This window comes from Kribbella shirazensis (assembly GCF_011761605.1).
Lineage (GTDB): Bacteria > Actinomycetota > Actinomycetes > Propionibacteriales > Kribbellaceae > Kribbella > Kribbella shirazensis.
This window is the reverse complement of the sequence record NZ_JAASRO010000001.1, coordinates 826922-851875: the sequence shown is the minus strand read 5'-3', so window position 1 is coordinate 851875 and position 24954 is coordinate 826922. Positions and strand designations below refer to the sequence as shown.

Sequence of the window (24954 nt, the reverse complement as noted above, 5' to 3'; positions counted from 1 at the left end):
AACGGCCGACGGGTCCGTGCGTTAGAGTTACTGACTGGAAACATCGGCGAGGAGGATCGACGTGGCACTGGGTAGGACGTCCCCGCGGGACCTGCCGCTGTTCGCGGATCTGTCCGGACGCGACATCCGGGACATCTTCCGCGCCGGCGAGGAGGTCTCGGTACCGGCCGGCTGGTCGCTGATCCTGGAGCAGACGCCGCCGGACGCGGCGTATCTCATCCTCAGCGGTACGGCGGCCGTGCGCGAGAAGGGCGAGGAGATCGCCGAGCTCGGCCCCGGCGACATCGCCGGCGAGGTCGCGGTCCGGAAGAACACGTTGCGGACGGCCACCGTCACGGCGAAGTCGCGGCTGCAGCTGCTGCACTTCACCCGGGAGAAGTTCGACGACCTGACCCGGCGGCTGCCGGCGTTCCGGGACGCCATCGACGCCACCATCGCCGAGCGCCGCGGTGGTTCCTGACCCTGGGGCGGAGCTCGCGGGGCTGCAGCGCGAGTTCGAGCGGACCCTGCTCGGCGGGGAACGGAAGTTCACCCGGGTGCAGGTGTCGGAGCGGGCCGGGATCTCGATCGAGCGCGCCGAGCGGATGTGGCACGCGCTCGGGTTCGCGACCGTGCCGGACGACGAGGTGGCGTTCACCGACGACGACGTCGAGGCGCTGCGGCTGGTCGCGGCGCTCGAGGACGACGGGTTCATCGAGCCGGAGATGGAGTCGTCGCTGGCCCGCAAGCTCGGGCAGACGCAGTCCCGGCTGGCGTCCTGGCAGTCGGCGATGTTCCTGGAGTTCCTCGGCGGGACCAAGTTGTCCGCGGACGAGGCGATCGAGGTCGCGGGATTGTTGCTGCCGGCCATGGAACGGCTGCAGACCTACGTCTGGCGCCGGCATCTCGCCGCCGCGGCCGGGCGCGCGATGGCCGGGTCGGAGGAGCTGGCGCGTGGCCTGCGGGCGGTCGGGTTCGCGGACATCGTCAGCTACACGCGGCTGACCCGGCGGTTGAGCGAGGGCGAGCTCGGCGAACTGATCGAGCGGTTCGAGGGCACGACCGCCGACGTGGTCGCGGAGAACGGCGGCCGGGTGATCAAGTCGATGGGCGACGAGGTGCTGTTCGTGGCCGACACCGCCGCGCAGGGCGCCGCGGTCGCGCTGGCGCTGCAGGACGCGGTGATCGCGGACGAGGGCCTGCCCGAGCTGCGGATCGGGCTCGCGTACGGCACGATCCTGATCCGGCTCGGCGACGTCTACGGCGAGGTGGTCAACCTGGCCGCCCGTCTCACCACGGAATGCAAACCCGGCCGGGTCCTCGCCGACCGTGAACTCGCCGCAGCCCTCGACGGCCACCCGTCGTTCGCCGTCCACCGCCTCCGCCGGGTCGCCGTCCGCGGCTACCGCCACCTGGTCCCGTACGCGATCCAGCGCGCCGGTTGATTTAGATTTGGACGTGTGCGTGAGGTCAAGAGTCCCGGTCGCTTGATCGATGATCCGATCGTTGCCTGGGCGCTGCAGGGGTTCGGGCCTGGGGTGCGGTGCTGGTACGACGGGGACGCCGTGGCGGTCGCGTCGCCGGAGATTTCGAAGCACGACCGGCTGGCGGTGATCGGGCCGGTCGACGACGCGGTACGGCTGACGGCCGGCGTGCTGGCCGAGGTGGGGCCGTCGTACCGGCCGTTCGGGGACGAGGACCTGATTCGTGAGTTGGCGGAGCGGGTGCCGGGGCTGACGTTCTCGGCGGCGTTCGGGTGGATGGATGTTCACGAGGCTCCGGAGGTCACCACGACGGCCACGTGGCTGGACGGGGACGCCGGCGTGGAGGACCTGCTGACGCGGGCATCGCCGTCGTCGTACGCGTGGCCCGGGCATCCCGGCGTACGGCGCTGGGCAGCGGTGACCGGGGAGCATGGTGAGTTGCTGAGTGTCGCGGCGGACGCGTGGAGCGCTCCCGAGGTCGGGTTCCTGGCCGGGGTCGCGACGCATCCTGTTGCCCGGGGCAAGGGACTGTCGCGCGAGGTGTGCGGCTTCGTGACCGCCGAGCTGGTGAAGCGCCACGGGCTGGCCGCGCTGATGGTGGATGGCACCAACGCGGCCGCGATCGCCGTGTACCGGCGCCTCGGCTACACCTACCGCGGCGTCGCCGCAGCCGGCGTGCGGCCGGGTCGTTAGCGGGTCGGCTTGACCGTGAGCGTGACGCTCGGGGTCGGTGTAGTGGAAGGCTTCGTGGAGCCTGCGCTCGGCGTCGGCGTCGGCGTGGTGGCGGGGGCCGGTGGCGGGACGAACGGGGCCTTGGTGCTGTCCTTGCAGTTGTCCGGATCGACGTCGCCGTTCTCGTCGGGGCTGATCACTGCCTGCGGGAACAGGTTGCTGGTCTCCCCGCGCCCGCTCCGCTCGTAGGTCGTCGCGCAGTCCTGCAGGTCCAGGTTGATCGGGTTGCCGTCCTGGTCGTACAGCCGGACCTCGACCTGCTTGCCCTGGGCATCGAACGGGTAGATGTTCGTCACCGGGTTCCCGTCCAGCACGAGTCCGTTCGGCGGGTTGTACGTCCTCCGGTCGCCGTAGCCGTCGTAGTTGGTCAGGAATCCGAACGACGCCCCGACGTACGCCGCCGCGAGGAACGACGGGACCGCGATCGCGGCAACGACGTTCAGCGGTACGACGTACCACAGCCACCGCCTGTCCTGCTGGGTGCGCCGGCCGATCCAGATCGACACCGCGGCACCGGCGAACGCCCCGACCACGGTCACCGACAAGGCACCGAAGAGTGCGAAGAACCCACCTGCGCCGATCATGCCGCGCGCGACCCACCACACCGGCTGGCCGATCGCCACCAGATCGCGCCGGACGTTCGGCGGGATCTGGTCGATCCAGCCGCGGATCGCCGTCGCGCCCTGCGCGCCCCGCGGGGTGTCCAGGACGATCCGCGGGTCGTGCGCGCCGAGCGCCCGGACGCCGAGGAACGCGGCGACGAACAGTACGCCCAACCCGAGCAGCCCGAAGAACGGCGTCCCTTCCCGCGACCACGCGAAGATGGCGACTGCGACGAAGAACGGGCCGACGGTGCAGGCGATCAGGCCCCAGCGCAGCGCGTTCCAGCCGGCGTCGAGGGCGTCCTGACCGTTCTGAGTGGCGGGCTCGGTGCGGGGCGGGTATCCGGCGGCGGTGCGCAGTTCGTCGGCGTACTGCCGCGGCGTACCGAGGCGCGCCTGCAGGTCCTCGAGCGTCGGCTCCGCGTCGAACTCGCCGACCACCTCGGTGAGGTGTCCGCTGACATCCTGCAGCACGTCCTCGAGCTCACCCGGCGGCAGGTCGCTGAGCTCGGATCGCACCTGCGCCAGGTAGATCGCGACCGCTCCGGTCAGGGTGCTGTTCACGCCGCCTCCTTCTCCCGCAGCAGCACCGACATGGTGTCGGCGAAGTGGTTCCAGGTCTTGGTGGACTGTTTGAGCAGGTCGTGCCCGGTCTGGTTCAGCCCGTAGTACTTGCGATGCGGGCCTTCCTCGCTCGGCTGGACGTACGACGTGAGTGCGCCGGCCTGGAACAGTCGCCGGAGCGTCCCGTACACGGACGCGTCCGCCACGTCCTCCAGGCCCGCGGCGCGCAGCCGGCGCAGTACGTCGTACCCGTAGCCGTCGGCGTCCCGCAGTACGGCGAGCACTGCGAGATCCAGCACGCCCTTGAGCAGTTGGCTCGTGTCCATCGCGACCTCCTCCGGCACCGGCGGTGCTCCCGGTGCTCCGCGGAGAACACTACTACACACTGCGGAGTACTCCGTTAACCAGTGAGAGGGTTCCGCAATTTCGATCAAGTCGGCCCGGGGCGGGTGCGGGACAGTGGTTCACATGGCGGATGTGTTCGAGGAGTTCGTGGCGGTGGTCGCCGCGGGGCTCAGCGGTTCCGACGGGCCGGTGGACGGCGCCGGGCTGGCGGGGCGGGTGCACCTGTCGCGGTTCCATTTCGGCCGGGTGATCGGGGCCGCGGCAGGTGAGTCGCCATTCGCTTTCCGGCGGCGGGTGCTGCTGGAGCGGGCGGCGTACCGGCTGCTGACCGAGCGGGTCGCCGTACTCGATCTCGCCGTCGAGGCCGGGTACGGGTCGAACGAGGCGTTCACGCGCGCGTTCGCCAGGGCCTACGGGATGCCGCCGCGGGAGTGGCGGCGGGAAGCGTCGCGGGTGTTCTTCCTCGCGGCGCCGAGTGGAGTGCATTTCCAGCCGCCGGCCGGCCTCCGGCTACCGGCACGCAGAAAGGTGAGAGGGATGGACGTAGTTGTCAGGATGGTCGAGCACCACGTCTGGCTGACCGGCGAAATGATCGAACGCGGCGCGCGCCTGGACGCCGCCACGCTGGACCGCCCCATCGAACTGTCCGTCGAGGGCATCGACGACGACATCTCGATCCGCTACCTCCTCGACCGCCTCGTCTGGCAGGAGGAGATGTGGCTGGCCCCCGTCGAGGACCGCCCCTTCCAGGTCCCCGAGTGCGGCCGCCAGGTCGTCACCCCGATCCCCGAACTCCGCACCCGCCACGCCGACGCCGGCGCCCGTTTCGTGGCCCTGGTCAACCAACTCAACGAGGACGGCCGCTTCGACGAGAGCTTCGTGGACACCACCTGCGAACCCCCGAGAGTCTTCACCTACGGCGGAATGGTCGCCCATGTCCTCACTTTCGCCGCCCACCGCCGCTCCCTTCTGATCGGCGCCTTCCACACCGCCGGCATCACCGACCTCTCCTTCGGCGACCCCATGCACTTCGTAGCCGAAGGCAACTAGAAGCGGATCAGTTCTTCGGGTCGTGGAGGTTGGGGCGTTGGGTGGGGGTGGTGATCTCGACGTCGATGGGGTGGAGTTTGGTGGGGGCGGTGAGGGTGCCCGAGGAGATGGGGATGTTGAGTTTGCTGGCCGACAGGTCGATGTCGATGGAGGCGCCGGTGTCGTTGGGGCTGGTCCACTCGGTGTCGGACAGGGTGATGGCGAGGCCCACGATGCGGCCCTTGGGGATGACCTGGTCCTGGGCGCGGAGGGGGACGGTCACGGTGGTCCACTGGCCCGGTGTCAGCGGGGTCGGCTTGGACAGCGACTTGCTGTGCGCGGCGTCGATCCAGCCGCGGCTGACGATGCCGTGATCGCTCTGTGTGGTGAGCTTCTCCACGGTGTAGTAGCAGCTGTCGTCGTAGTCGGTGCTCGACCCTTCACATGTGCTTTCCGAGGTACGGCGGACGCCGGAGTACCGCTCCGCGTCGCCGTACTCGATCAGCCGTGCCGTCACGGGTGTCGTCGACGAATCGGACTTGAGGCGCAGTGTGACCGACGGCGTACCGCTGATCCGCAACGGGGCGGTCAGCGGGGCGGACAGGAACATCTGCCGCCCGGCGATCACCTCGGTCGGATCCGCGACGATCTCGTCCTCGCTCAGGTCCGGGTCGTCCGTGACGGTGACCGAACCCTTGCCGGCGGCACCTAGTTTCCCGGCCGCCAGCGGCACCGAGCGCGGACGGTTCACGGCCGGCCAGGCGCGGTAGTCGCGCCAGACGTCCGGCGCGGTCTCGACCGAGACCATCGGCTCCTTCATCACACCGTTCTGCAAGCCCTGCAGCCAGTAGTCGAACCACTCGTGCAGCTCGTCCACCCACTCGTCACGCCGGAACTCGAACGGGTCGACGTGGTCCTCGAGTCCCAGCCACAGCCTGCGCGGCACGTTGTTGCGGGCCAGCGCCGACCACCACTGCGAGAAGTGGTTCGTCTGCACGTTGTAGTCGCTGAGGCCGTGCGTGATGAAGACCGACGCCTTCACCTTCGACGCGTTCTTCGTGTAGTCGCGCTCGGACCAGAACGACGTGTAGTTGCCGGTGTCGTCGTCATCGTTGTCGCCGAGCTCGCCGCGGACCTCGTCGCACGCGGGGCTGTCGTGGCCGACGTACCCGGCGAGCCAGGGCATGTAGTCGTCCGAGTACGGTACGCCGCCCGACCGGGTGTAGTCGTACCACGACGAGATCGCGGAGATCGGCACGATCGTCTTCAGTCCGCGGACCCCGGTGGCGGCGACACCGTTCGCAAGCGTCCCGTCGTACGACTTCCCGATCATGCCGACCGCGCCGCTGGTCCAGTTCGCCTTCACCGGCTGGCCGTCCGCGGTGCGTGCGGTGTTGCGTCCGTTCAGCCAGTCGATCACGTCGACGACGGACTGGATCTCGTCCCGGCCGCCGACGTCGCCGCAGCCGGTGGACCGTCCGGTGCCGACGATGTCCACGCCGACCATCGCGTAGCCGCGCGGGACGAAGTAGTTGTCGTAGAACAACGGCATCTTCCGGATCACGCCGTCGGCGTCGTACGACTTCTTCTCGCTCTCGTTCCCGCGTCCACAGCAGGAGTAGTACGGCGAGGCGTCCATGATCACCGGGATCTTCACGCCGGCCAGGGCGGTCTCGCTGGGGCGCACGATGTCGACCGCGACCACGTCGTTCTTGCCGTCGGAGTCGGTGTCCATCGTGGTGTCGACGTACACCGACTCGCGGATCGCCTCGGAGTAGTCGTAGACCGGTTGCGTGCTCTTCGTGCGCGTGTCGACATGCTGCGGCACACTGGGAGCAGCCGGGGCCCCGGAGCCGGGCCCGTCCGGAACCGGCGAAGCCACGGCGGGACCGGCGAGGGTCGTCAGGCTGAGCACGGCGGACGAGACCAGGATCGTCACCCTGGCGTGGACGGTCCTCATGGCTGGGAAGGCTAGTCACTCCCGCGCCGCAACGCCAGGTTCTGCCGAGATTGGCAGCGACCCGACCGACACGCAGCGTGAGGTCTGCCGGGTTCGGTAAGGTACGGCCACCGCCCCGGGGGGACGCACGGAAGGGTAGGCCAGTGAATCTACGAGCACCGGTGACATTGCTGGACGTAGCGCAGCGTGCGGGTGTGTCGGTCGCGACCGCCTCCCGCGTGCTGAACGGCGGGGACCGGATCCCCCGTCCGGAACTGCAGGAACGGGTCAAGGCCGCGGCCGACGAGCTCGGGTACACGCCGAACGCGCAGGCGCAGGCGCTGGCGAAGTCGTCGACCAACGTGGTCGGCATCCTCGTGCACGACATCGAGGATCCGTACTTCGCCGCGATCGCCAACGGCGTGATGCGGGCCGCGGACGAGCGGAACCTGCTGGTGATGATGGCCAGCACCTTCCGGGACTCCGATCGCGAGATCGCCTACCTGTCGTCGTTGCGCGCGCAACGAGCGCGCGCCGCGGTGATGATCGGTAGCCGGCGGACCGACGCGGAGAGCCTGGCCCGGACCGCGACCGAGGTGGAGACCTTCCTGAACTCCGGCGCGGGTCTGGCACTGGTCAGCCAGTCCGGGATGCCGGCGCACACCGTTGAGCCGGACAACCGCTCGGGGTCGGCGGACCTGGCCCGCGAGCTGGTCGGGCTCGGGTACCGGAAGTTCGCCGTTCTCGGCGGGCCGGAAACGCTCGCGACCGCACGCGATCGGCGCGACGGTTTCGTCGCCGGGCTGGCCGAGGCGGGGCTGGAGCCGGTCGCGGTCGAGACCGGTGAGTTCACGCGGGACGGCGGGCACGCCGCCGCGGAGCAGCTGCTCGACCGGAACGCCGACGTCGACTGCATGTTCGCGGTGAACGACGTGATGGCCGTCGGTGCGATGTCCGCGTTGCGGGCGCGCGGCGTCGACGTACCGGGACAGCTCGGCGTCGCCGGGTTCGACGACATCGCCACGCTGCGGGACGTATGGCCGGGACTTACGACGGTCCGGCTGCCGCTGGAGCAGATGGGCCGGCGGGCGCTGGAGCTGGCGGTCGAGGGCGGCGAGCCGACGACCGAGACGTTCAAGGCCGAAGTAGTACTGCGGGAGAGCACCGCGCGCGGCTGAAATATGCTCGCTGGGTGACTGTCTCCGAGATCTTCGACCCGTCGGCCTGGAAGCAGGTGGACGGCTTCGAGCTGACCGACATCACCTATCACCGTGCGGTCGACGCCGGTGTGGTGCGGATCGCCTTCAACCGGCCCGAGGTGCGCAACGCGTTCCGGCCGCAGACCGTCGACGAGTTGTACCGCGTGCTGGACCACGCGCGGATGTCCACCGACGTCGGCTGCGTACTGCTCACCGGCAACGGCCCGTCGACGAAGGACGGCGGCTGGGCGTTCTGCTCGGGCGGCGACCAGCGGATCCGCGGCAAGGACGGTTACAAGTACGCCGAGGGTACGACGGCCGACACCATCGACCCGGCGCGCGCGGGCCGGCTGCACATCCTCGAAGTACAACGGCTGATCCGCTTCATGTCGAAGGTCGTGATCTGCGTCGTCCCCGGGTGGGCCGCGGGTGGCGGGCACAGCCTGCACGTGGTCGCGGATCTCACGCTGGCGTCCGCGGAGCACGCGCGGTTCAAGCAGACCGACGCGGACGTGGCGTCGTTCGACGGCGGGTTCGGGTCGGCGTACCTGGCGCGGCAGGTCGGGCAGAAGTTCGCTCGGGAGATCTTCTTCCTCGGTGACGAGTACTCCGCCGAGGACGCGTACCGGATGGGCATGGTCAACAAGGTCGTCCCGCACGCGGAGCTCGAGGCGGTGGCGCTGGAGTGGGGCAAGAAGATCTGTGCGAAGTCGCCGACCGCGCAGCGGATGCTGAAGTACGCGTTCAACCTGATCGACGACGGGCTGGTCGGCCAGCAGCTCTTCGCCGGTGAGGCGACGCGTCTCGCCTACGGCACCGACGAGGCCGCCGAGGGGCGCGACGCCTTCCTGGAGAAGCGGTCGCCGGACTGGTCGCCGTACCCGTACGCCTTCTAACACTTCTGACTGAGTACTTCTCAGAAACTTTTGTGCGAACTGGTGACAGTTCGCGGTACGACAGTTACCTTCGGTCGGTATGGACAACCTTTCCCGCCGTGGGTTGCTCACCGGAGCCGGCGCTCTGCTCGCCGGATCCGTGGGGACGTCCACCGCCACCGCCCGCCCTGTCCGTACCCTCGCCCTCCCCGCCACCAAGCGCTTCAAGATGAGCGCGACCACCAACGAGTTCTTCCGGAGTCAACCGCTGCACGATGCGACCGTGATGCAGTCGTTCGCGTTCGACACGCCCAACGACCGGCTGTTCGCGGCGCAGGTGCGTCCTGGGACCGGGACGAACAGTGGTGATCTCACGGTGACCCGGCTCGACTACGCCGGGAACGAGCTCGGGTACATGTTCCTCACCGGTTTCGGCCACGCGGTCTCGATCGGCGCCGAGGGCTCCGGCACCACGACGTATCTGTGGACCGAGACCGATGTCGACACCGCGAACGGGCGCGGCCGGCAGATCTGCCGCTTCCCGTGGCGGAACGGTACGACGCTGACCGCGGCGTCGGTCACCAAGTGGAAACCGGTCGCGAACGGCAGTGTGTTCACGCCCGCGGTCGACCAGCGGTACGGCCGGCTCGGGGTGCGGTACTTCCTGCCGGACGGGATGCACATCAACGTGTACTCGCTGGCCGCGGCACGGGCCGGGGACTTCTCGACCGTGCTCGCGTCGTTCAAGCAGCCCGCGCTGACGTCCGGCGTCTCGTTCCAGGGGTGGGCGCTGTACGGCTCGTACGTCTACTTCTGGGAAGGCAACGCCTATCCGGGCAGCCCGAACCAGGACGACGTGACGTCGAAGCTGTGGTGCTACGACATCAACGCCGGCCAGCTGGTCGACTCTTTCCGCACGTTGGCGGGGTGGAGCCTGACCTACCGCGAAGCCGAGGGCATGGCCGTCTACGGCTCCACCGACGCGACGGCTCGCCTGTACTTCGGCTTCGCCTCCGGCGTCGCGGGGGACCGCCGCGCCAACCTGTTCTACCGCAACACCCTCGTCTGACAGGGCTACGGGGCCACCTACTGGGCGACGCCGTACAGCCGGTCACCGGCGTCGCCCAGGCCCGGGACGATGTAGCCCTTCTCGTTGAGGTGCGAGTCCATGCCCGCGATCACGAGGTTGCACGGGACGTCGAGGCCGGTCAGCTCACGCTCGACGCGCTCCACGCCTTCGGGCGCGGCGAGCAGGCAGATCGCGGTGATGTGGTCCGCGCCGCGGTCGACGAGGAACTGGATCGCAGCGGCCAGCGTGCCGCCGGTCGCGAGCATCGGGTCGAGGACGTAGCACTGGCGTCCGGACAGATCCTCCGGGAGCCGTTCGGCGTACGTCGACGCGGTCAGCGTCTCCTCGTTGCGGATCATGCCCAGGAAGCCGACCTCCGCGGTCGGGAGCAGCCGGGACATGCCCTCGAGCATCCCCAGACCGGCCCGCAGGATCGGCACCACGAGCGGCTTCGGCGCGGTGAGCTTCACGCCCTGCGCCTCCGCGACCGGGGTCTGCACGGTGACCGGACCGGTGCGCACGTCCCGGGTCGCCTCGTAGGCGAGCAGGGTGACCAGTTCCTCGGTCAGCCGGCGGAACGTGGGTGAGTCCGTCTGCTCGTCGCGCAACGCGGTGAGCTTGTGGGCGACGAGCGGGTGGTCCACGACGAGGATCTGCATAAGCCCGAACGGTACCGTCGGCGATTTGCGGCGCGGAAGCACGCTCGCTGTCAGAATCGAAACTGCATTGGATTCTGCCCTGTTCGCCCCCAGGGAAGGTGCCGATGAGTGACAAGACGCCTGAGCAGCTCGATCGTCTGCGGCGCCGTGCGGCTTTCCTGCGGGAGCGTGACGAGGCGCGGGCGTTGCGCGACCGGATCGCCCCGCGGCGGGCCCGGGTCCGGCGGTTGCGCGAGGCGATGCGCAGAGCGACGTACCACCACTGAGGATCGACCGGTGCTGGTGCGTCTGACGGGGGCGGTGGGGAGGGAGATGCAATCGATGCTGCCTCGAGATCGCCTGGAAAGCCGGAGTCTGCGACGATGAGCCGGTGTCTGATGCCACGGCTGGGCCGATGACCGACCTCGACTTCGCGGTCGCCGCTTACACCGAGGACGGGAACTGGACCGTCACGCCGCTGGTACTGCGCGGCGAGCCCGACCTGTCCACGCTGGTCTCCGCGCTCCGCCGGTACGCGGGTGAGGCGGGCGTGCTCGGCATGGTGTCGGTCGACGAGGACTTCTTCGTGCTGGTCCGGGTGTTCGGGAGCCACGCCCGGTTCCTGATCTCCGACGTGACCGCGGCGACCGAGTGGCCGCTGGCCCGCCAGGTCGTGGACGAGCTGGACATCCCCCTGGACGATGACGACGACGAGCAGGTCCCGGCCGGCGACCTCACGATCGTCGCCGACCTCGGGATGAGCGCGATGGATCTCGGCGCGCTGTGCGACGACGTGGACCTGCTCCCGGAGGAGATGCTCGAGGAGGTCGCCGAGACGCTTGGCTTCGGCAACCAGTTCCACGACGCGATCGAAGCCGTTGGCTAGCCCGCTGTTGCGGCGCGAGTGGTCGCGCTTGATGACACTGGCGCTCGAGGAGGCCGAGCGGGCGTTGCCCGACGTACCGATCGGGGCTGTCGTCGTCGACGAGGGCGGCGACGTCATCGGCCGCGGTCACAACGAACGCGAGGCCACCGGCGATCCGACCGCACACGCCGAGGTGCTGGCGATCCGGGAAGCGGCACGGCACGTCGGGGAGTGGCGGCTGACCGGCTGCACGCTGGTGGTCACGCTGGAGCCCTGCACGATGTGCGCCGGGGCGATCGTGCTGTCCCGGCTGGACCGGCTGGTTTTCGCGGCGTACGACGAGAAGGCCGGGGCGGTCGGGTCGTTGTGGGACGTCGTCCGGGACCGCCGGCTCAACCACCGGCCGGAGGTGGTCGGCGGGGTGATGGCCGACGAGGCCGGCGCCCGGCTGCGCGATTTCTTCATCGGGCACAGATCTTGATAGTGTCCTCGGCGGTGGCGTGTCCGAGCGGCCGAAGGAGCGCGCCTCGAAAGCGCGTGACGGGCAACCCCCGTCCGAGGGTTCAAATCCCTCCGCCACCGCCAACCGCCCTCCGGGGCGGCAGATAGGCCGGAGACCCTGATGCTGTGTGATGCGTCAGGGTTTTCGTCTCTCTGGACCTGACTCGGGACGCTCGGCGAGAGGGCCCCCATGGATGTTGCGGAGCTCGACCGGATCCTGCTGGCGAGTGCGGCGGTCCTGCTCGTCGCGGTCGTGGCGGTCCGGCTGTCGGCGCGGATCGGGCTTCCCTCGCTGCTGATCTACCTCGGGATGGGCCTGCTCCTCGGCGAGTCGGGCCCCGGGAACATCCAGTTCGAGGACGCGCAGGTCGCGCACGCGCTCGGGTTCGCGGCGCTGGTGGTGATCCTGACCGAAGGCGGTCTGACGACCCGCTGGAACGAAGTACGCCCGGTGATGCCGCTCGGCCTCGTGCTCGCGACGGTCGGGGTCGCGGTCAGCGTCGGCGTGGTCGCCTGCGTGGCGCACTTCGTGCTCGGGCTGAGCTGGCAGTTGTCGGTGCTGCTCGGGGCTGTGACGTCGCCGACCGACGCGGCGGCGGTCTTCTCGGTGCTGAGACGGGTGCCGATCCGGCCGCGGCTGCGCGGAGCGCTCGAGGCCGAGTCCGGTCTGAACGACGCTCCGACCGTGTTGCTGGTCACGCTCGTGAGCACCGGCGAGGTCGGCGAGAAGGGCCTGCTGTACTTCTCCGGGCTGGTGATCTACGAGCTGGTCGTCGGTGCGCTGTTCGGGTTGGTGGTCGGGTGGGTGAGCGTCAGGCTGATCCGGCGGATGGCGCTCGGGTCCGCGGGTCTCTATCCGCTCGCGGTGCTCTCGGTGGCGTTCATCTCGTACGCCGGTGGCTCCGTGCTGCTCCACGTGTCCGGGTTCGCGGCGGTGTACGTGACGTCGCTGGTGCTCGGACGGGCCGAGTTGCCGCACCGGATGGCGACCAAGTCGTTCGTCGACGGGATCGCCTGGCTGGCGCAGATCGGGCTGTTCGTGATGCTCGGGCTGCTGGCGTCGCCGGGGCGGTTCCGGTGGGCCGACGTCCTGGTCGCGCTGGTGATCGGGATCGCGGTGACGGTCGTCGGCCGGTTCGCGTCGGTGGCGATCTCGGCGGCGCCGTTCCGGTTGCCGTGGCGGGAGCGGACGTTCATCTCGTGGGCGGGGCTGCGCGGCGCGGTGCCGATCGTGCTCGCCACCATTCCGCTCGCCGAACAGGTGCCGCAGGCCGAACGGATCTTCGACGTGGTGTTCGTGCTGGTGCTGCTGTTCACGTTGCTGCAGGGCCCGTCGCTGCCGTGGCTCGCGAAGCGGCTGAAGGTGCTCGACGAGAACGCGGCGCACGAGGTGGACATCGACGTGGCGCCGCTGGAGTCGCTCGGCGCCGACATGCTCCAGGTGTTCGTTCCGAGCGAGTCCCGGCTGGCCGGCGTCGAGATCGGTGAGCTCCGGCTGCCGGCCGGTGTGTCGGTCTCGCTGATCATCCGCGGCGAACGGGCGTTCGTCCCGGACCGCGGTACCGTCCTCCGCGCCGCCGACTCACTGCTCGTCGTAGCCCCCAGCCACGTCCGCGAGCAGGCAGTACGCCGCCTGCGCGCCGTCTCCCGCGCCGGCCGCCTGGCCGGCTGGTTCGGCGAACGCGGCCGCGAACAGTCCTAGTTCGTGTCCTAGTTGGGGTTCTGCCCCGACGGGATCGGCTGGGGGGTGTGGATGACCGGGAGACAGACCGTGGTGCCGGGGGCGACCGCGACGGATGGAGCGCCCTTGAGCTTCACGGAGCCGAAGCCGGCGCCGATGACCAGGTCGACGGTGTGGTCGGTGCGGCCGTCGGCGATCAGCTGGGCCTTCTGGTTGAGCTGACCCGCGACCAGCAGCACCTCGGGCGCGGTCGTCGCGGCGCCCCGGATCACGACGACGTCGACCTTGTCGCCCTTGGGCTCGTTCGCGATCTTGTCGATGTTGAACCCGCGCGTCTTGAGCGCGTCCGCGACCCGGCCGGCCGAACCCGCGCGGGCGCCGCCGTTGTACACGTTCAGCACGACCTGCTTCGGGACCAGCCGGTTGTTGGTCAGCTTCTGCTCGGTGCAGGTCGGCTCGGCGCTGCTGTTCACCAGCGAGTTCCAGCCCCACCAGCCACCGCCGACGAGGATCCCGAGCAGGATCACCATCGTGATCGGTGTACGCCACCGGATCCGCGAGTGCGGTCGCGGCTGCGGATGTATCGCTGTCATTTGCTCCACCCCCCGTGAGCGGCAGCCATCGGTCAGTCCACTACCAGTACCCGTGCATGCAGCACCTGACGCTGCTGCAGCGCCGCGCGGAGCGCGCGGTGCAGGCCGTCCTCGAGGTACAGGTCGCCCTTCCACTCCACGACATGGGCGAACAGGTCGCCGTAGAAGGTCGAGTCCTCGTCGAGCAGCGCGGCCAGGTCCAGAGTGCCCTTCGTCGTGACGAGTTCGTCCAGCCGTACCTGCCGTGGCGGCAGCGAAGACCAGTCCTTGGGCCGCAGCCCGTGGTCCGGGTACGGCCGATCGTCCCCGACGCGCTTGAAGATCACCCCCCGAAGTCTAGCGGGATCGCAGGTCTCGCGAGGAGGTCATGAACATCACCGGAATAGTCCAGTGACCTGACTCAACCTTTCGGAGCCGTACGGCGTCCTACAGGACAGGGAGCAGTGAGCGCGGTTCCGCGCCCACGAGCGATGGGGGTAAACGGTATGCGAATTCTTCCGAAACTCGGCCTGGCGACCGCGGCGATGACCGTCGCCGCCCTCGGTGCGACGCTGCCGGCCGACGCGATCACGGTCTCGCAGGTGAAGGCCGCGCAGACCCGGCTGAACCGGCTCGGCTGCGCATCCGGTCCGGTCGACGGCCGCGCCGGGGCGATGACCCAGGCCGCCACGGTCCGGTTCCAGTCCGCCAACGTCCTGAGCCAGACCGGTTCGCTGAACAGTACGACGTACGCCAGGCTGATGGCGTCCACCGCGAAGCGCTGCGACGTCCGGCCGGTGCCGCGGCGATCCGGCACGGGTCGCCGGATCGTGATCAGCCAGACGCAGAACTGGGTGTGGCTCATCGATGCCCGGGGCAAGGTCGTGCGGCAGGGCGGGATCATCGACAACCCGGCGTACCTGCGGGCCGGTACCTACACCAGCGGCGCGAAGTGCGGCCGGGCGGCCCGGGTACTGCGGAACACCGACGGCGGACGGCTCTACCTGAACCGCTTCGTGCGGTTCGCGCCGTGCGGGATCGGGTTCCACCAGATCCCGACGTACAAGTCGACCGGCGCGCAGATCCACGCCGACTGGCTGCTCGGCACGAACTACCGGGCGTCGCACGGCTGCATCCGGGTCTCGGCCTCGATGGCGAGCGCGATCTGGACCTTCGCGGCCGGGGCCACCCGCGTCGTCGTGATGCGCTGATCGGTGGACGTGCGCCATCCACCGTCCGGAGGACGCCGCACCGGTCCCGGCCCCCCGAGGGCGTGTCTCCCGATCCCACGCCTACTGCGCGGCACTCGGCGGGCACCTCGCCGAGCGGGAGCGAAGGGAACGATGACACCACATCGACCCCTCCGCTCCCGCTCACCGAGGCACTCCGCCGAGCACCTGCTCGCTACGGCGTGAGATCGGGAGACACGCCCTAGGCTCGATCGCGACCTGCTGTCGATCTCTGGGGAATCATGTCGGGCTCCGTGCGGCTCAGACCACCGACCACTGCACTTGACCGCCGCGTCGTCACCGTCTGGCGGGTGAACTGGGCGCTCGTCTTCGGACCGCCGATCGGGACCCTGGTCCTGCTGGGCCTGCTGATTCCGCCGGCGCGGTTCTGGCTTCTGGCGCCGGCCGTGGTGCTGGCCGTTGTCGCTGTCCCGTTCCTGACGGTGCTGCCGCTGTGGTGGTACCGGGTTCATCGCTGGGAGGTCACCGACGACGCGGTGTACGTCCGGGCCGGGTACTTCTGGCAGGAGTGGCGGATCGCGCCGGCTCACGGCGACCACTCAGGCGACACCGGGTGATGCGACGTGAGCCCGGAACCATGGCAGCGGCTCGACACCAAGGCTCCCGCTGTCGCGGCCCTCGTGGGCGCCGGAATCGCGATCAGTGCCGGGGTTCCGACCGCGGCCGGGATCGCCGCCGGTACGTCGCTGCGGGTCGCGCTGGCGTGGGTGCTGCCGCCGGCGGTGCTGATCGTGATCACGCTGGCCCTCGTCGAGTACGTGCGCCTGCGGCGTACGCAGTACCGGATCGGCGCCGAGCGGGCCGAGCTGCACACCGCGATCGTCGTCCTGCACCGCAGGTCGCTGCCGCGCGAGCGGATCCGGAGCGTGGACGTGACCGCCAACCCGCTGCAGCGGATGTTCGGCCTGGTCGCGGTCAAGATCGGTACCGGCGAGCACGCGGACGCGGGCGAGGGAACGCTGACGCTCAACCCGGTCGGCAAGGTGGAAGCTGAGCGGCTGCGCGAGCTCCTGCGCGGTGGGCGGAGCGAGACGGACGGGACGCTCGCCGCCCTCGACCCGGCGTGGATCCGGTACGCGCCGATCTCGTTCCTGGTGCCCGCGCTCGGCCTCGGTGCCGGTGGCGTGGTGATGCAGGTGGCGCAGTGGTTCACCCTCGAGGACGAGTTGATCGGATGGATTGGTGACCTGTTCAGCGGCGTTCCGCTGCTGGTCGTGATCCTCGTGCTGGCGGCGATCCTGACCGTGGTCGGCGTGATCGGCTCGCTCGGACTGTTCGTGGAGATGTGGTGGAACTACCGGCTGGACCGCGAACCGGGGACCCTGCGGGTACGGCGTGGGCTGCTGACGACTCGCTCCATCTCGGTCGAGGAACGTCGGCTGCGCGGCGTCGACGTGGTCGAACCGCTGGGGGTCCGCCTCGCCGGGGCCGCCCGGGTGGACGCGGTGGCGACCGGGCTGGTCAAGCAGAAAGAGGACGAGAAGACCGATCACAAGACCCTGTTGCCCGCGGCACCGAAGGAGCTCGCCGACCGGATCGCGGCCGAGGTACTGCGTGAGGAGGTCGCGCCCACCGCGGCTGCACAGCTGATTCCGCATCCACGGGCCGCGCTAGGCCGCAGGATGCGGATCGGGCGCTCGGCCATGGGATCAGCGGGAAGTATCTGGTGACGCGGTCGGGATCGTTGCGGCGCTCGACCGCGGCGCTGCAGCGCGACGGAGTGATCGGATGGCGGGTCCGGCAGACGGCGTTCCAGCGCCGGCAAGGGCTCGCGACCTTCAGTGCGATCACGGCCGCCGGTGCGGGGGCGTACTCGGTGCGCGACGCGGATGCCGACGAGGGGCTGGCCTTCGTACGGGAGGCGGTGCCGGGCCTCCTGGAGCCGTTCGTCGAGCGCGGCGACCCCGTTGCGGCTCGGTGAGCACTAACATGCGCAGCGGGTAGTACTGGGAGAGTTCAGGCAACCGGGGAAAGGCACGCCGAGATGGCCGAGACAGCCGATGTCGTGGAGACCGTCAAGCAGGGGTACGCGTTCGAGGGGGCGGCGCTCGAGCTGGGTGCGCTGCTGGTCGACGGTACGCCGAATCCAGAGGCAGCGGTCCGGATCCCGCTGGGGATGATGAACCGGCACGGCCTGGTCGCGGGTGCCACTGGTACCGGTAAGACCAAGACCCTGCAGCTGATGGCGGAGCAGTTGTCCGCGGCCGGCGTCGCGGTGTTCGCGGCCGACGTGAAGGGTGACCTGTCCGGGATCTCGCAGCCGGGCGAGGGCACCGAGAAGCTGCTGGCCCGGACGAAGGCGATCGGCCAGGAGTGGACCGCGACCGGCTTCCCGACCGAGTTCTACGCGCTCGGCGGCCAGGGCGCGGGCGTTCCGATCCGCGCGACGATCACGTCGTTCGGGCCGGTGCTGCTGTCCAAGGTGCTCGGGCTGAACGACGTCCAGGAGTCCTCGCTCGGCCTGATCTTCCACTACGCCGACAAGGCAGGGCTGACGCTGCTCGACCTGAAGGACCTGCGGTCGGTCATCCAGCACCTCACCTCCGACGAGGGCAAGGAGGACCTGAAGCAGCTCGGCGGCCTGTCCGCGGCCACCGCGGGCGTGATCCTGCGGGCGCTGATCGGGTTCGCCGACCAGGGTGCGGAGGCGTTCTTCGGCGAGCCGGAGTTCGACACCGCGGACCTGCTGCAGCAGCGCGACGGCAAGGGCGTCATCTCCCTGCTCGAGCTGCCGAACCTGCAGGACCGGCCGGCGCTGTTCTCGACGTTCCTGATGTGGCTGCTCGCCGACCTGTTCCACGACCTGCCCGAGGTCGGCGACGTGGACAAGCCGAAGCTGGTGTTCTTCTTCGACGAGGCGCACCTGCTGTTCAACGACGCGTCGAAGGCGTTCCTGGAGTCGATCGCGCAGACCGTCCGGCTGATCCGGTCGAAGGGTGTCGGTGTGTTCTTCGTGACGCAGACGCCGAAGGACGTGCCGGACGAGGTGCTCGCACAGCTCGGTTCGCGGGTGCAGCACCAGCTGCGCGCGCACACGCCGAACGACGCGAAGGCCCTGAAGGCGACCGTGTCGACGTTCCCGAGTTCGTCGTACGACCTGGGTGAGGTGCTGACCCAGCTCGGGATCGGCGAGGCGATCGTGACCGTGATGAACGAGAAGGGTGCGCCGACCCCGGTCGCGTGGACCCGGCTGCGCGCGCCGCAGTCGCTGATGGCGCCGGCGTCCGCCGAGCAGCTGACCGCGACGGTGCAGGCGTCGGCGAACAATGCGAAGTACTCCGAGGCGCTCGACCGCGAGTCGGCGTACGAGGTGCTCGCGGCGAAGGTGCAGGCCGGCGCGGCGCAGGCCGAGGTCGAGCAGCAGCAGGAGGAGCAGGCCAAGCAGCAGGAGGCTCCGAAGCCGCGGGCGCAGAAGCAGGAGAAGTCGATGGTCGAGCAGGTCGTCGGGTCGTCCGCGTTCAAGCAGTTCGCCCGTTCGGCCGGCCGGGAGATCGTCCGCGGGCTGTTCGGCGCGGCCCGCCGGAAGCGCTGAGGCTGCGGGGTTTCCGGACGTCGGAGTTCAGGTTTTCCCTTGCCCGCAAGGGAAAACCTGCGGTGTGTCGTTGATCAAACGACTGAATCCTCAGCGACCCGCGATCGTTCTCAAGTCGTCATCCACAGCCGCGCCGTCACCGATTGGGAGCTGACGCCTACTCGTCGTACGGTGTGAACTGATGGTTGCACAGAGTAGGCGGGCGATACGTTCCTGGACGCTCTGGACCCTGACGGTCCCGGCGTTCGCCGTTGTGGTGCTCGTCGACCTGGCCGCGATCGGGTACGGCGTGTACGCGTTCACCGACCGCCCGAGCTGGCGCGGGCTGGACGTGGTGTTCGCGCTGACCGTGTCCGCGCTGATCTCCGTCGAGGGCGCCCGCCGGGTGGAGAACCGGCGGCGCCGCGGCGGAGCGCTGCACAAGGACCTCGCTCCGGCCTGGATGATCGCCGCCGCGCTCATCCTGCATCCCGCGCTGGCGATCCTGGTCGCCGTACTGCTGCGGATCTGGTGGCGGATCCGGGCCGGCAAGTGCATCCCGTACCGCTGGGCCTTCTCGACCGCCGTGCACGTCCTCGCGGTGGGCACGGCGCACGCGGTCTTCGTCTCGGCCCGCGACCTGGCCGGCGACAGCGGCCTCGGCCTGGTCGTCGCGATGGCCGGCGGCGCGTTCGCGTACGTCGTGACCGACACCCTGCTGTGCGGGCTCGCGATCTCGCTGATCGTCCCGGGCAGCAACCGCCGCGAGACGATCGGCGGCCTGGACGACCTGTGCACCGACGCGACCGCAGCCACCTTCGGCTGCCTGCTCGCGGCCGCCTGCCTGGTCACGCCGTGGTTCGCGTTCATCGCGATCCCGATCACGCTGACCGCGCAGCGCGCGCTGCTCCTCGGCCAGTTGGAGACCGAGGCGCAGACCGACCCGAAGACCAGCCTGACCCGGGTCGACTGGTGGCGCCGCCGGACCGAGCAGATGCTGCGCACCTCCCGGACGCAGCGCGAGCCGATGGCGGTCCTGCTGATCGACATCGACCACTTCAAGCAGGTCAACGACCGGCACGGTCACCTGGTCGGCGACGAGGCCCTGCGCGCGGTCGCGACGATCCTGCGCAGCGCGATCCGGGCGAAGGACGTGATCGGCCGGTTCGGCGGCGAGGAGTTCGTGATCGCGCTGCCGGACACCGGCCTCGACGAGGCGACGGTGACCGCCGACCGGCTCCGCAACGCGGTCGCCAACAGCCCGCTGGCGGCGATGTGCGCCGGCGTACTCGACGACCCGGACCTGGACCCGGACACCTTCCAGCTGACCGTCAGTATCGGCGTCGCCGTCTACCCGGACGACGGGGCCACCGTCGACGACCTGCTGCTCCGGGCCGACCGCGCGATGTACGCCGCGAAGGACGCCGGCCGCAACCGGGTCCGCCTGGCCGCCGACACCGTCACACTGCCCGGTCTCACCACCGCCGCGAAATTCTCCGGACCAGCAGAACCTTTGGCCCCGGCTCAGCGTCCTGTGAGGTGAGGACGGCAGGACGGAGCACGTATGGCGGTCACCGGGAGTCGTGACGACGACTTCACGGCTTTCGTGCTGGCCAGATCCGCGCGGTTGGTGCACTTCGCGCGGATGCTCTGCGGCGACGCGGGTCTCGCCGAGGACCTGGTGCAGACCGCGCTCGAGAAGGCGTACCTGCGCTGGGACCGGATCGAGCTGGCCGACCCGTTCGCGTACGTCCGGCAGGCGGTGGTCAACCAGCACCTGTCGTGGGTACGGCGTCGTCCGTGGCGCGAACGGCCGAGCGGCGACGCCGCCGAGCTGGACCTGTTCCTCGAGGCGGAGGCCGATCAGAGCGGCGCGGTGCACCGGCGAGTGGCGATGGGGGCCGCGCTCGCCACGTTGAGTCGGCGCGAACGAGCGGTCGTCGTCCTGCGGTACGTCGAGGACCTGACCGAGCGGGAGACGGCGGCGGTGCTCGGAGTGGCGATCGGGACGGTGAAGAGCGCGAACGCGCGGGCCCTGGACAAACTGCGGACCACGCCGGAGCTGAGCGGCGTGGGGGAGCGAGCATGAACGACGACCGCGTTGTCGAGGAGTTGCGGGGTGCGTTGGCGCCGGACCACTCCGTCGCGCCGCTCGACCCGGCGCGGGTGATCGCCGGGGCGCGGCGCCGGCGGGCCCGGGGACGCGTCGCGGCGGTGGCGGCGTCGGTGGTGGTCGGTGGGGTGGTCGTGGCGGTCGGCGTCGTGGGGAACGGCCGGCCCGCGGGGGAGCTGCCGCAGCCGGCTGGGCCCGGTCCGACGGTTTCCGAGTGGTCGCCGAGTCCGGCGCCGGTGCGTCCGCTGCCGACTCCGTCGACGGCTCCGACCCCGACACCGGAGACCCCGACGACAGTGCCGTCGGTGCCGCGGACCGGGACGCCCCAGGCGACGCCGACCGTGCCGCCGACGCGTACGCCGAGTCCGAGCTCGACCAACCCGAGGACGTCGGTGCGGCCGCGGGGTGACCGTACGACGCCGCAGTCCGTCACGCCGTCCAGTCCGCCGACGCGCTCCCCCGACTGACAGAACCATTTCCCTGCCCCGCCGCGTCCTTCAGCCCGACCGAATTCCAAACAGGTGCGGAGGGCAACAATGAACGAGCCAGACCGGAAGCGACGGGCGACTCGCCTGCTGGTGGGCGGGATCGCCGCTGCGGCGGTAGTCGGTGTAGCCGCCGCCGGTACGGCGGTCGCTCGCAGCGACGGCTCAACCGGCGACGCCGGTGTGAACGGTGGCCCGGCGGCATCGACACCGTCGCCGGCAGCCGTGGCGACACCGACGCCCGAGCCGACGACGCCCCGCCCGGCCACCCCGAGCGCGAGGCCGACCCGGGCGTCGCGGCCGACCCCGACCGTCTCGCCGTCGGTACCGCCGTCGACCCCGTCGGTCCGCGTCCCGCGCCCGACGCCGAGTCTGCCGCCGACTCTCCCGCCGACCCGGACCCCTGAGCCGACCCCGACACAGCCGCCGACGGAGTTTCCGGCCGGCAAGTAGCCCGGACGGCCACTGTCCAATCTCGTGGGTCCACCCATCAGATGCTGGGTTTGCGTCCGAAATCCCGGCCGCAAACCCAGCATCTCGGACGCCAACCCATCACATGGCTGGCTGCACAAGGGCGGCCGGGTTCAGCAGGCGCCGAAGGTGCCGGCGTTCACCCAGGCCTTGGCGACGTACATGCCGGTGTGGACGCGCAGCCAGACGCTGCTTGTGCCCTGCGAACCGGTGACGCTCTGGCCGGTCGTCTGGCACTCGACGGTGACCTGCGCCGACTTCCCGGCCATCCCGACGATCGCGCCGGACGAGTTCGGCGCGTTGCGGACGTTCAGGTACCCGGACGAGATCGACACCGTCCCCCGCCCGCCGTCGCCGGTCCACAGATACGTGACGTCGACCCACGAGTTGTCGGCCAGCTTCAGCGCGTCCCAGAACACACCGTCCGCGAGGTCGATCCCGGCCGGGTTCGCGACCGTCCGGCCGAACTGGTCCTTCCCGCCGTTGTACCCGTCCTGGTACGCCGCCTGCGCCTCGGGCTTGCCCTGCGGCAGGTCCTTCCACATCTCGCGGATCGCGCTCGGGTTCCAGTAGTCGTCCTTGGTGTTCCACGGCCCGACGTCCCACACCGGCTCGAACGCGCAGCGGGTCGCGGTGCAGACCTTGACCGAGTACGTGCCGGATCCGTTGGCGGACAGCCCGCGTCGTGACGGCAGGGCGACGAAGTGGTCCCGGTTCACGATCACGTGGCCGTTGGCCGTCGTACCGCCGACCAGCCCTTCACGGGTGGCGAAGACACGCGACTTGAGCGGCGCGGCCTGGATGGTCATCCCCGAGCCGGCCGCGGTGCCGGTCGGCTGGACGGTGACGTCGCCGACCCACGGGCGCGCGCCGGTCGGCGGTGCGCTGACGATGATGCGCAGCTGAACCTGGTCGCTTGCGGCCGGCAGCGCGGTCGGCGTACCGGCCTTGGCCGCTGTCCATTCGGACCAGCGGTTGCCGGTCCACGACCGTACGTCGACCTCGGCGGACGAACCGTCCGGCGTACCGGACGTGTAGCCGACGACGACGGCCGACGTGCGCGCCGCGAACCGGACCGGGGTGAGTTCGGCGAGGCCGGTGCGCTGCTTCAGTTCGCTCGAGCCGATCGCGGCCGGCGCGTCGCCGAGGACGATCCGGGTGCCCTCGACCTTGACGTTGCTGGATCCGGCGACCGGCTGCGCGGCGACCCGGACCGGATCGGGGACCGCGGCGGTGCTGGTCCCAGGCAAGGAGGCGGTAAAGAACGCGGCGGTCGCGGCCAGACAGACGGCGAGCGCGCTGGAACGGGTGATACGCATGGGCGGAAACCTCCGGGGCGGTGAAGGTGTGCTCACCCAATGTGACTCATCAACGTCGCTTCTGGCTAGCCCGTCAATAAATTTCCTCCAAGGACTTGGTGACGAAACAGAACCCGATCGGTCACCTACCGGGTTTGGACCCATGTGACAGGTGTTGAGGAGAATCGATGACCCGGGCCGCGGACGCCGACTTCGAGCGCTTCGTCGTGGCGCAGTCGACCCCCTTGCTCCGTTTCGCGGAGATGCTGTGCGGCGATCGGCACACCGCCGAGGACCTGGTGCAGCAGGCGTTGATGCGGTCGTACCCGAAATGGCACCGGCTGGACGGCGACCCGTTGCGGTACGTCCGGCGCGTGCTGGTCAACCGATTCCTCACCCAGGCCCGCCGGCGCTGGAACAACGAAGTACCCAGTGATCCGGTGCACAACGACTGGGACCAGCGAGCGGTGGCGGACTTCGCCGGGGCGGTCCAGACCAGGGAGGCCGTGCTCTCGGCCCTCACTGGCCTGACCGTCCGGGAGAGAGCCGTGGTCGCGCTGCGCTACTCGCAGGATCTCTCCGAGGCCGAGACCGCCGAGCTGCTCGGCATGGCGCCCGGGACCGTGAAGAGCACGGCCTCCCGCGCGCTGGCCAAGTTGCGTCTGGCACCCGACCTGATCGACAGCGGAGTTGGAGGAAACTGATGAGTGACGAGCAGCGGGTACGCGAGGCTCTCACGTACGAGATGGAGCCGTGGCAGCCGGACGCCGCCGACCTGATGCGGCGTGGAAAGCGGCTGAGCTGGCTGCGGCGGGGACTGGCCGCGGCAGGTGTCACCGCGCTGGCCGGAACCGTTGCGACGGTGTCCGCCGCGGTCGGGGGACCTGCTCCGGTGAAGAGCCTGCTGGCCGGCGGCGAGAAGCCACCGGTGCCGGCGGTGATCCCGACCGAGTCGCCGAAGCTGCCGTCGGTGGACTCGACCTGCCTCCCGCAGAGGCCGGACAAGCCGGAGAAGCTGCAACTGCCCAAGGTGACGGTGTCGGCGACCGTGTCGGTGGACAAGACCGTCGACCCGAACAACCCGCCGTCCGCGAAGCCGACACTGCCCGCGAAGCCTTCGCTCCCGACGGCGAAGCCGACACTGCCGAGCCTCCCGACGAAGCCCACGTTGCCGACGTCCAAGCCGACGCTGCCGGCCAAGCCGTCCGAGCCGTCCAAGCCGACGAAACCGACGCTGCCGGCCTTGCCGGGTAAGCCGCAGGTGCCGACGGCCGAACCGACGCTGCCGCCCAAGCCTTCGCTCCCCACGGCCAAGCCGACGCTGCCGGCCAAGCCGAGTCTGCCGGCCAAGCCGAGTTTGCCGGCCAAGCCGAGTCTGCCGACCGCGATTCCGTCGGCTGAGCCGGCCGCGACGCCCACGTTGCCGGACTGCGTGGACGGCGTACCGACGACGAAGCCGACCGCCCCGAAGCCGTCGCTGCCGACCCTGCCGGGCAAGCCCACGAACAAGCCGCCGATGCCGTCGCTGCCGACGGTCACCGTCTCCGGCGGAGTTGAGGTGACCGTCGACCCCGGCCGGCAGCAGACCGCGCCGCCGAGCAAGCCGACGCTGCCGGCCACGCCGGCGTTCCCGACCGCCAAGCCGACGTTCCCGCCCGCGAAGCCCAGCGTCCCGGCGCCGAGCGTCCCGACGACGTTCCCCACCGGCCACCCCTCCCCCGACCGGTAGGGAATCCCGCCACCGGCGAGTAG

The 24954-nt window shown here is 70.1% G+C and carries 29 protein-coding genes and 1 tRNA gene; 23 read left to right on the top strand and 7 right to left on the bottom strand.

The features are described 5' to 3' along the window. Positions 1–61: 61 nt before the first annotated feature. From BJY22_RS04090 to BJY22_RS04080, 3 genes are read left to right on the top strand one after another with little or no spacing between them, the layout of a single operon-like run. Entirely contained in the window at positions 62–460 is a 399-nt protein-coding gene (locus BJY22_RS04090) for a cyclic nucleotide-binding domain-containing protein (protein WP_167203823.1), read from the top strand. Beyond that, entirely contained in the window at positions 450–1424 is a 975-nt protein-coding gene (locus BJY22_RS04085; RefSeq protein WP_167203822.1) for an adenylate/guanylate cyclase domain-containing protein, read from the top strand. Before BJY22_RS04090 ends, BJY22_RS04085 begins: the two co-directional genes overlap by 11 nt. Before the next feature lie 15 nt (positions 1425–1439). Further along, a complete protein-coding gene (locus tag BJY22_RS04080) occupies positions 1440–2156 on the top strand; it encodes a GNAT family N-acetyltransferase (RefSeq protein WP_167203821.1) in 717 nt (238 codons plus the stop codon). Here BJY22_RS04080 and BJY22_RS04075 read toward each other — a convergent pair. Next, positions 2153–3361, bottom strand: coding sequence for an HAAS signaling domain-containing protein (locus BJY22_RS04075; RefSeq protein ID WP_167203820.1), 1209 nt, complete (start codon positions 3359–3361; stop codon positions 2153–2155). The genes BJY22_RS04080 and BJY22_RS04075 overlap by 4 nt on opposite strands. Then, positions 3358–3687 carry a PadR family transcriptional regulator gene (locus BJY22_RS04070; RefSeq protein WP_167203819.1) on the bottom strand — a complete coding sequence of 110 codons (330 nt, stop codon included), beginning with the start codon at positions 3685–3687 and terminating at the stop codon, positions 3358–3360. The genes BJY22_RS04075 and BJY22_RS04070 overlap by 4 nt, the downstream gene beginning before the upstream one ends. 142 nt (positions 3688–3829) lie before the next feature. On the opposite strand from BJY22_RS04070, the gene BJY22_RS04065 reads away from it, so the two are divergent. Continuing rightward, a complete protein-coding gene (locus BJY22_RS04065) occupies positions 3830–4756 on the top strand; it encodes a helix-turn-helix domain-containing protein (RefSeq protein ID WP_167203818.1) in 927 nt (308 codons plus the stop codon). Between the two features lie 7 nt (positions 4757–4763). Here the strand turns inward: BJY22_RS04065 and BJY22_RS04060 are convergent, their stop codons facing one another. Further along, positions 4764–6695 (bottom strand): Xaa-Pro dipeptidyl-peptidase, encoded by a 1932-nt coding sequence (locus BJY22_RS04060; protein WP_167203817.1) that lies wholly within the window; start codon positions 6693–6695, stop codon positions 4764–4766. Positions 6696–6856: 161 nt separating this feature from the next. Between BJY22_RS04060 and BJY22_RS04055 the strand changes: the two genes are divergently transcribed. The 3 genes from BJY22_RS04055 (at position 6857) to BJY22_RS04045 (ending at position 9817) form a co-directional block, all read left to right on the top strand. Beyond that, a complete protein-coding gene (locus BJY22_RS04055; RefSeq protein ID WP_337758152.1) occupies positions 6857–7852 on the top strand; it encodes a LacI family DNA-binding transcriptional regulator in 996 nt (331 codons plus the stop codon). A gap of 14 nt (positions 7853–7866) precedes the next feature. Further along, the gene (locus tag BJY22_RS04050) at positions 7867–8769 is read left to right on the top strand and encodes a 1,4-dihydroxy-2-naphthoyl-CoA synthase (protein WP_167203815.1); all 903 of its coding nucleotides are present in this window, start codon (positions 7867–7869) and stop codon (positions 8767–8769) included. A 79-nt stretch (positions 8770–8848) separates the two neighbouring features. Continuing rightward, the gene (locus BJY22_RS04045; protein ID WP_167203814.1) at positions 8849–9817 is read left to right on the top strand and encodes a phage baseplate protein; all 969 of its coding nucleotides are present in this window, start codon (positions 8849–8851) and stop codon (positions 9815–9817) included. 17 nt (positions 9818–9834) lie between these two features. Here BJY22_RS04045 and upp read toward each other — a convergent pair whose 3' ends face one another. Then, entirely contained in the window at positions 9835–10476 is a 642-nt protein-coding gene (gene upp / locus BJY22_RS04040) for a uracil phosphoribosyltransferase (protein ID WP_167203813.1), read from the bottom strand. 104 nt (positions 10477–10580) lie between these two features. On the opposite strand from upp, the gene BJY22_RS04035 reads away from it, so the two are divergent. The 5 genes from BJY22_RS04035 to BJY22_RS04015 all read left to right on the top strand — a co-directional run bounded on the left by BJY22_RS04035 (position 10581) and on the right by BJY22_RS04015 (position 13523). Further along, positions 10581–10742 (top strand): hypothetical protein, encoded by a 162-nt coding sequence (locus BJY22_RS04035; RefSeq protein ID WP_167203812.1) that lies wholly within the window; start codon positions 10581–10583, stop codon positions 10740–10742. Positions 10743–10846: 104 nt separating this feature from the next. Further along, positions 10847–11341, top strand: coding sequence for a tRNA adenosine deaminase-associated protein (locus tag BJY22_RS04030; RefSeq protein WP_337758150.1), 495 nt, complete (start codon positions 10847–10849; stop codon positions 11339–11341). A gap of 31 nt (positions 11342–11372) precedes the next feature. Further along, positions 11373–11801 carry a nucleoside deaminase gene (locus BJY22_RS04025; protein WP_167203811.1) on the top strand — a complete coding sequence of 143 codons (429 nt, stop codon included), beginning with the start codon at positions 11373–11375 and terminating at the stop codon, positions 11799–11801. A 13-nt stretch (positions 11802–11814) separates the two neighbouring features. Continuing rightward, a tRNA-Ser gene (locus tag BJY22_RS04020) sits at positions 11815–11905 on the top strand. 106 nt (positions 11906–12011) lie between these two features. Beyond that, positions 12012–13523 carry a potassium/proton antiporter gene (locus BJY22_RS04015; RefSeq protein ID WP_167203810.1) on the top strand — a complete coding sequence of 504 codons (1512 nt, stop codon included), beginning with the start codon at positions 12012–12014 and terminating at the stop codon, positions 13521–13523. An 8-nt stretch (positions 13524–13531) separates the two neighbouring features. Here the strand turns inward: BJY22_RS04015 and BJY22_RS04010 are convergent, their stop codons facing one another. Both BJY22_RS04010 and BJY22_RS04005 read right to left on the bottom strand, forming a co-directional pair. Then, positions 13532–14095: a LytR C-terminal domain-containing protein gene (locus BJY22_RS04010; RefSeq protein ID WP_167203809.1), complete on the bottom strand. Its 564-nt coding sequence runs from the start codon at positions 14093–14095 to the stop codon at positions 13532–13534. A 32-nt stretch (positions 14096–14127) separates the two neighbouring features. Beyond that, the gene (locus tag BJY22_RS04005) at positions 14128–14421 is read right to left on the bottom strand and encodes a type II toxin-antitoxin system VapB family antitoxin (protein ID WP_167203808.1); all 294 of its coding nucleotides are present in this window, start codon (positions 14419–14421) and stop codon (positions 14128–14130) included. Positions 14422–14580: 159 nt separating this feature from the next. On the opposite strand from BJY22_RS04005, the gene BJY22_RS04000 reads away from it, so the two are divergent. The 9 genes from BJY22_RS04000 to BJY22_RS03965 all read left to right on the top strand — a co-directional run bounded on the left by BJY22_RS04000 (position 14581) and on the right by BJY22_RS03965 (position 21886). Further along, a complete protein-coding gene (locus BJY22_RS04000; RefSeq protein ID WP_167203807.1) occupies positions 14581–15285 on the top strand; it encodes a L,D-transpeptidase family protein in 705 nt (234 codons plus the stop codon). A gap of 260 nt (positions 15286–15545) precedes the next feature. Beyond that, positions 15546–15881, top strand: a complete 336-nt coding sequence (locus tag BJY22_RS03995; protein ID WP_238350287.1) for a PH domain-containing protein — start codon at positions 15546–15548, stop codon at positions 15879–15881. A 6-nt stretch (positions 15882–15887) separates the two neighbouring features. Then, positions 15888–16994, top strand: coding sequence for a PH domain-containing protein (locus tag BJY22_RS03990; protein ID WP_202890984.1), 1107 nt, complete (start codon positions 15888–15890; stop codon positions 16992–16994). Beyond that, positions 16991–17245: a PH domain-containing protein gene (locus tag BJY22_RS40940; protein WP_202890983.1), complete on the top strand. Its 255-nt coding sequence runs from the start codon at positions 16991–16993 to the stop codon at positions 17243–17245. Before BJY22_RS03990 ends, BJY22_RS40940 begins: the two co-directional genes overlap by 4 nt. A gap of 63 nt (positions 17246–17308) precedes the next feature. Then, positions 17309–18856 carry a helicase HerA-like domain-containing protein gene (locus BJY22_RS03985; RefSeq protein WP_167203805.1) on the top strand — a complete coding sequence of 516 codons (1548 nt, stop codon included), beginning with the start codon at positions 17309–17311 and terminating at the stop codon, positions 18854–18856. A 181-nt stretch (positions 18857–19037) separates the two neighbouring features. Continuing rightward, on the top strand, positions 19038–20378 hold the full coding sequence (locus tag BJY22_RS03980; protein WP_167203804.1) for a GGDEF domain-containing protein: 1341 nt from the start codon (positions 19038–19040) through the stop codon (positions 20376–20378). A gap of 21 nt (positions 20379–20399) precedes the next feature. After that, positions 20400–20924 (top strand): SigE family RNA polymerase sigma factor, encoded by a 525-nt coding sequence (locus tag BJY22_RS03975; protein ID WP_167203803.1) that lies wholly within the window; start codon positions 20400–20402, stop codon positions 20922–20924. After that, positions 20921–21415 (top strand): hypothetical protein, encoded by a 495-nt coding sequence (locus BJY22_RS03970; RefSeq protein WP_167203802.1) that lies wholly within the window; start codon positions 20921–20923, stop codon positions 21413–21415. Before BJY22_RS03975 ends, BJY22_RS03970 begins: the two co-directional genes overlap by 4 nt. Positions 21416–21484: 69 nt before the next feature. Then, positions 21485–21886: a hypothetical protein gene (locus tag BJY22_RS03965; protein WP_167203801.1), complete on the top strand. Its 402-nt coding sequence runs from the start codon at positions 21485–21487 to the stop codon at positions 21884–21886. Positions 21887–22017: 131 nt separating this feature from the next. Here BJY22_RS03965 and BJY22_RS03960 read toward each other — a convergent pair whose 3' ends face one another. Continuing rightward, a complete protein-coding gene (locus BJY22_RS03960) occupies positions 22018–23223 on the bottom strand; it encodes a hypothetical protein (RefSeq protein WP_167203800.1) in 1206 nt (401 codons plus the stop codon). A 167-nt stretch (positions 23224–23390) separates the two neighbouring features. Here BJY22_RS03960 and BJY22_RS03955 point away from each other — a divergent pair, with 167 nt between their 5' ends. Next, complete coding sequence (locus BJY22_RS03955) at positions 23391–23906, top strand: SigE family RNA polymerase sigma factor (protein ID WP_167203799.1); 516 nt, start codon at positions 23391–23393, stop codon at positions 23904–23906. After that, positions 23906–24931 (top strand): hypothetical protein, encoded by a 1026-nt coding sequence (locus BJY22_RS03950; protein ID WP_167203798.1) that lies wholly within the window; start codon positions 23906–23908, stop codon positions 24929–24931. Before BJY22_RS03955 ends, BJY22_RS03950 begins: the two co-directional genes overlap by 1 nt. Positions 24932–24954: the final 23 nt, after the last annotated feature.

What these genes read in the sequence shown, in the direction of transcription:
- BJY22_RS04070 (WP_167203819.1), bottom strand. Translation starts at nt 3,687, where the DNA reads ATGGACACGAGCCAACTGCTCAAGGGCGTGCTGGATCTCGCAGTGCTC.
- BJY22_RS04065 (WP_167203818.1), top strand. Translation starts at nt 3,830, where the DNA reads ATGGCGGATGTGTTCGAGGAGTTCGTGGCGGTGGTCGCCGCGGGGCTC.
- BJY22_RS04060 (WP_167203817.1), bottom strand. Translation starts at nt 6,695, where the DNA reads ATGAGGACCGTCCACGCCAGGGTGACGATCCTGGTCTCGTCCGCCGTG.
- BJY22_RS04045 (WP_167203814.1), top strand. Translation starts at nt 8,849, where the DNA reads ATGGACAACCTTTCCCGCCGTGGGTTGCTCACCGGAGCCGGCGCTCTG.
- upp (WP_167203813.1), bottom strand. Translation starts at nt 10,476, where the DNA reads ATGCAGATCCTCGTCGTGGACCACCCGCTCGTCGCCCACAAGCTCACC.
- BJY22_RS04035 (WP_167203812.1), top strand. Translation starts at nt 10,581, where the DNA reads ATGAGTGACAAGACGCCTGAGCAGCTCGATCGTCTGCGGCGCCGTGCG.
- BJY22_RS04025 (WP_167203811.1), top strand. Translation starts at nt 11,373, where the DNA reads ATGACACTGGCGCTCGAGGAGGCCGAGCGGGCGTTGCCCGACGTACCG.
- BJY22_RS04015 (WP_167203810.1), top strand. Translation starts at nt 12,012, where the DNA reads ATGGATGTTGCGGAGCTCGACCGGATCCTGCTGGCGAGTGCGGCGGTC.
- BJY22_RS04010 (WP_167203809.1), bottom strand. Translation starts at nt 14,095, where the DNA reads ATGACAGCGATACATCCGCAGCCGCGACCGCACTCGCGGATCCGGTGG.
- BJY22_RS04000 (WP_167203807.1), top strand. Translation starts at nt 14,581, where the DNA reads ATGCGAATTCTTCCGAAACTCGGCCTGGCGACCGCGGCGATGACCGTC.
- BJY22_RS03995 (WP_238350287.1), top strand. Translation starts at nt 15,546, where the DNA reads ATGTCGGGCTCCGTGCGGCTCAGACCACCGACCACTGCACTTGACCGC.
- BJY22_RS03985 (WP_167203805.1), top strand. Translation starts at nt 17,309, where the DNA reads ATGGCCGAGACAGCCGATGTCGTGGAGACCGTCAAGCAGGGGTACGCG.
- BJY22_RS03980 (WP_167203804.1), top strand. Translation starts at nt 19,038, where the DNA reads ATGGTTGCACAGAGTAGGCGGGCGATACGTTCCTGGACGCTCTGGACC.
- BJY22_RS03975 (WP_167203803.1), top strand. Translation starts at nt 20,400, where the DNA reads ATGGCGGTCACCGGGAGTCGTGACGACGACTTCACGGCTTTCGTGCTG.
- BJY22_RS03970 (WP_167203802.1), top strand. Translation starts at nt 20,921, where the DNA reads ATGAACGACGACCGCGTTGTCGAGGAGTTGCGGGGTGCGTTGGCGCCG.
- BJY22_RS03965 (WP_167203801.1), top strand. Translation starts at nt 21,485, where the DNA reads ATGAACGAGCCAGACCGGAAGCGACGGGCGACTCGCCTGCTGGTGGGC.
- BJY22_RS03960 (WP_167203800.1), bottom strand. Translation starts at nt 23,223, where the DNA reads ATGCGTATCACCCGTTCCAGCGCGCTCGCCGTCTGTCTGGCCGCGACC.
- BJY22_RS03955 (WP_167203799.1), top strand. Translation starts at nt 23,391, where the DNA reads ATGACCCGGGCCGCGGACGCCGACTTCGAGCGCTTCGTCGTGGCGCAG.
- BJY22_RS03950 (WP_167203798.1), top strand. Translation starts at nt 23,906, where the DNA reads ATGAGTGACGAGCAGCGGGTACGCGAGGCTCTCACGTACGAGATGGAG.